The organism is Pseudomonas sp. CG7 (genome assembly GCF_023701885.1).
Lineage (GTDB): Bacteria > Pseudomonadota > Gammaproteobacteria > Pseudomonadales > Pseudomonadaceae > Aquipseudomonas > Aquipseudomonas zanjanensis.
Genome location: NZ_JABAEE010000155.1, coordinates 1 through 4,541, shown reverse-complemented (window position 1 = coordinate 4,541; position 4,541 = coordinate 1). Strand labels below are relative to the sequence as shown.

Genomic DNA, 4,541 nt, shown 5'->3' with positions numbered 1-4,541 from the left:
CGCTCTGCTGAAAGGGCAAAGCGAATACCAACCAAAAGCGGCTTGAGGGCTTCCCCTCAACCATAGAATCTCCCACAGTTGATCTTCAGTGTCCACACAGTGTATCGACACAGAAAATCCCCTGTGGGAGCGAGCCTGCTCGCGATGAACGATTACGCGGTCTTGGAGTTAGGCACCCGCCACAAATACCACGCCGCCACCGTCCGATAAGGACTCCAGGCCAGGCCGATCTCGATCATCTGCTTGCGGCTGGGCTGTTGCGCCAATCCCTTGAGCCGTCGATACCCCTCGCGCACGCCAAAGTCATCGGCCGGCAGGATGTCGGGCCGCTCCAGGCTGTAGATCAGCAGCATTTCCACGGTCCAGCGCCCGACGCCGCGCAGGCTGACCAGGCGCTCGATCAACGCTTCGTCCTCCATTGCCCGCGCCGTGGCGTAGTCCGGCACCACCCCGTCCAGGGTCGCTTGGGCGATGCCCTGGAGGGTTGCGATCTTGCTGGCGGAAAACCCACAACTGCGCAGTTGCGCAACGTCTGTCGCCAGGATCTGCGTGGGGGAGGGGAAGGTCTGCGCCGGGAACAACGCCAGCAGTCGACCCAGGATTGCATCGCCTGCCTTGGCGTGCAGTTGCTGGTAGGCAATCGCCCGGACCAAGGCTTCATAGGGATCCCGAGCCGGCTTGGGTTGCAGCAGGCAAGGACCGATCGTCTCGACGTGCCGTCGCCAGTCTTCGTCGAGATTGGCCAGGAAGGCGCTGGCGTCGTGGTAGGACACGGGCATCAGGTATTCATTCTCCGGGGCGCTCAAAACGCCAGGGGCAGCGAAACCTGCACCGCGGCTTTTTCCAGCCGCAACAGAAACGCCTTGCGCGGCTGGCCGCCACCATAGCCGGTCAACGAGCCATCCGCACCGATCACCCGGTGGCAGGGAATGACGATGGCCAGGCGATTCTGCCCGTTGGCCAAGCCCACGGCGCGGCTGGCACCCGGGCTGCCCAGGGCCGTGGCGATGCCGCCGTAGCTGCGGGTTTCGCCATAGGGAAGTTTTTGCAGTTCAGCCCAGACTCGTATGGCGAATGCACTGCCGGGCATGTGCAGCGGGACGGTGAACGTCGGGAGTTTGCCGGCGAATATTCGGCCAGTTCGGTTTCGATCTGTTGCAGGTGAGCGTTGTGCCCTGGCGCGACCGTGTAGCCGTGGCGCTGCTGCAGTTCTTCCAGTTCCTTGGTCAGGGCCGGACGGTCGAGGAAATCCAGCAGCACCAGGCCCCGGCGTTCGGCCCTGGCCAGCATCGGCCCCAATGGCGTGGTCAGGCGGGTGAACAACAAGGGTTCGCTGAGGGCCGCGCGGCCCGGCGTGATGTGGAAGGATTTGACGAAGGCGTCGCGAAACCCGCTCACCGATTCATAGCCAGAATCGAACGCGGCATTGTCGATGGAAGTGCCGTCCTTGATACCGCCCAAGGCAATGCCCAGGCGACGGGTGCGCAGGTAGGCGTGAAAAGTCATGCCGAAATGTTGTTTGAACCAGCGGCGCAGTTTCAGCGGTTCGACGCCTTGCTCCAGCAGCTCGGCGTCGGGCCAGCGCAGGTCGGGTTCGGCGTCCACCGCCTTGAGCAGGGCTTGGATCCAGTCCGGCGCAATGGCAGCAGCGTCCAGCGGCTTGCAGCGCAGGCAGGCGCGGTAGCCGGCCGACATCGCTTCGTCGGCGTGGGCGAAGAATTCCACGTTCTCCGGTTTCGGCTTGCGCGCGGTGCAACTGGGGCGACAAAAGATGCCGGTGGTCTTGACCGCAGTAAAGAACACCCCCTCGTAGGCGGTGTCTCGTTCGAGCATGGCGCGGCCCATCTCGGCATGGGGCGGGAGCAGCGAGTCGTGTAGGTTCATGGAGCAGAGCATAGAACCGTGCCCGGGACGACTCCACCGAAAAATCGACAGTGAATTTTCCGGTTGTTTGTCGGGTAGTCGCGAACAAAAATTGAACCTTCGAGTCTTAAAGGTTCACCCGCTGTTTTTGTCTTTCGGAGACATCATGTCCAAACATAAGAAATCCCTGATTGCCGTTGCTGTCTGTGCCTTGGCGTTCGGTGCCTCGGCCTTGTTGCCCGCCGACCTGTCGCCGATCGGTTCGAGCTATGCCGCGGGCAATGGCGGTGGCGGTGGTGGCGGCAATGGCGGTGGTGGCGGTCACGGCGGAGGAAACGGTGGTGGTAATGGCGGCGGCCACGGTGCGGGCATTGGCGGTGGCCAGGGCCATGACAAGTCGGGCGACGCCCGCGGCCTTGGCAAAGGATTGGCCAGCGACCACACCGGCACTCGTACCCGCACCCGGGACCATGGCGTGAGCGGCAAGCACACCGGTGCCACCCGCACCGACCGTACCAGCAAGGCGTCGTTGACGTCGACCATCGCCAAGGACCGTGATACGCGCGGCCTGACCAAGGCGTCGGCGATTTCCACTGCCACGCCAGGCACCCACAACACCAAGGGCCTGACCAACGCGACCAGCTCTTCGATCAAGAACGATCACTGATCGCCCGAACAAGCCGCGATGCCTGCAAGGTGTCGCGGCTTTTTTTCGTCTGTCAGTTACGCATGCCCATCGCGTTCAATATTTCCAGAACACCGGCGTGAACAACACCAGCACCGTCAGGATCTCCAATCGCCCCAGCAGCATGCCGATGGTCAACAGCCATTTTGCTGCGTCGGGCAGGGTCGAGAAGTTGCCGGCCGGCCCAATGATGTTGCCCAAGCCTGGGCCCACGTTGCACACCGCGGTGGCGGCGCCGGTCAGGGCGGTTGTCCAATCCAGGCCGATCAGCGCCAGGCCCAGGGCAATGGCGCCAATCGTGATGGTAAAGAAAAACGAAAAGGTCAGCAGCGAGCGGACGATTTCTTCGTCGATGGGATGGTTGTTGTATTTTTTCCGGATCACCGCCCGGGGGTGGATCAATTGCTTCAGGCTGCCCATCAGCAGTGCTCCGGCGACTTGGAAACGGAAGATTTTCAACCCGCCGGCCGTGGACCCCGAACAGCCGCCCACGAACGTCAAGTAGAAGAACAGCAACAGGGCGAAACTGCCCCACAGCGTGTAGTCACCCAACGCCACGCCTGTGGTCGTGACGACAGAGGTGACATTGACGGCCACGATGCGAACCGCGTCCCACCAACCATGATCACTGTTCAGGCTCAGCCAGGTACCGACCACGAGCCAGGTAACGACCAAAAATCCAATGAAGCCCCGAACCTGCTGATCCTTGAGCAACGCACGCCGGTTCCCCCGTAGCGTCGCGACATACAGCGTAAAGGGCAGCGCGCCTGCCATCATGATGATGACTGACACCCAGTGAATGGCCGGTTGCGTCCAGTGCGCCAGGGAAGCGTCGGAGGTGGAGAAGCCACCGGTGGAAATCAAGGACATCGCATGGTTGATCGCCTCGAAGGGGGTCATGCCGGCCAGCCACAGCGCCAAGGTCGCGAAGGCGGTCAGCGCGACATAGATCCAAAGAATGTAATTGGCCGCGACGTGAGAGCGCGGCGTGACCTTTTCCGACCAGTCCGATGATTCGGTCTGGAACACCCGCATGCCGCCGACCCGCAGCAGCGGCAGGATCGCCACCGCCATGCCGATAAAGCCGATGCCGCCGAGCCAATGCAGCATCGAACGCCAGATCAACAGGCCGGGGGATGCCGTATCCAGTCCGGTGAGGATGGTTGAGCCGGTGGTCGTGATGCCCGACATCGTCTCGAAAAATGCATCGGTGTAACTGATGTGCTGGATGAATACCATCGGCAGGGCGGCGAAGGCGCAGACCACCACCCAACTGGCGGTGGTCAACAAATACATTTCCCTGGGGCGCATGTGGACATGTTCCGGTCGTCCACGGGCGACCAGGGCGATACCACACACGAAGGTAATCAGGCTCGACCAAAGAAACGCCGACAAGTCATCGTTGCGCTCGTAAAACATCAGCGTGAACAGCGGAATCGCCATGCTGATCGCCAGGGTAATCAGGAAAATCCCGAGGATGAAACCGATGAGACGCAGAACCGCAATCGACATGAGAAACGCCTGATCCATTGAGCCGCACAGTATCGATTTGGTTAATCGGCTAGCGCGTAAAGTTTGCGTAAAAAAATAAACGGTGACGCTCGATGACAAGGCAGTTTTCTTCAATACCCCCGAAGCGGGCCCCTTTACCTATGGGACTCGTTCCTGAACTGAAGAAGATATGTGATGAGCTTGATATTTTCCATGGCGACCTTTGCGCTGGTGGCTTCCATTACCCCGGGCCCGGTCAATATCGTCGCCCTCAGCTCCGGGGCCCGGTACGGGTTTCGGGCCACGTTGCGGCACGTGGCCGGCGCTACCCTCGGTTTTGTCCTGCTGCTGGTCTTGATGGGGTTGGGGTTGCATGAAGTGTTGCAGCGTTGGCCGGGGCTTACGCGCGTGGTGCAACTGGCGGGTGTGGCCTTCCTGCTGTTCATGGCCTGGAAACTGGCGATGGACAATGGCGAGCTGGGAGGGCGGGACGAGGGGCGTG

Annotated in this window: 4 protein-coding genes and 1 pseudogene; 2 read left to right on the top strand and 3 right to left on the bottom strand. The window is 61.4% G+C overall.

Going from position 1 to position 4,541, the window contains the following annotated elements:
* Nucleotides 1-152: 152 nt before the first annotated feature.
* Both HGO40_RS30180 and HGO40_RS30175 read right to left on the bottom strand, forming a co-directional pair.
* On the bottom strand, nt 153-779 hold the full coding sequence (locus HGO40_RS30180) for a DNA-3-methyladenine glycosylase family protein (RefSeq protein WP_250966017.1): 627 nt from the start codon (nt 777-779) through the stop codon (nt 153-155).
* A gap of 23 nt (nt 780-802) precedes the next feature.
* A pseudogene (locus HGO40_RS30175) lies at nt 803-1,884 on the bottom strand (bifunctional transcriptional activator/DNA repair enzyme AdaA).
* A 145-nt stretch (nt 1,885-2,029) separates the two neighbouring features.
* Here HGO40_RS30175 and HGO40_RS30170 point away from each other — a divergent pair.
* On the top strand, nt 2,030-2,530 hold the full coding sequence (locus HGO40_RS30170; protein WP_250966016.1) for a hypothetical protein: 501 nt from the start codon (nt 2,030-2,032) through the stop codon (nt 2,528-2,530).
* 75 nt (nt 2,531-2,605) lie between these two features.
* Here HGO40_RS30170 and HGO40_RS30165 read toward each other — a convergent pair whose 3' ends face one another.
* Nucleotides 2,606-4,060 (bottom strand): TrkH family potassium uptake protein, encoded by a 1,455-nt coding sequence (locus HGO40_RS30165; RefSeq protein ID WP_250966015.1) that lies wholly within the window; start codon nt 4,058-4,060, stop codon nt 2,606-2,608.
* 174 nt (nt 4,061-4,234) lie between these two features.
* On the opposite strand from HGO40_RS30165, the gene HGO40_RS30160 reads away from it, so the two are divergent.
* Nucleotides 4,235-4,541, top strand: a 307-nt coding sequence (locus HGO40_RS30160) for a LysE family translocator (protein ID WP_250966014.1), incomplete at its 3' end; no start/stop codon positions are given.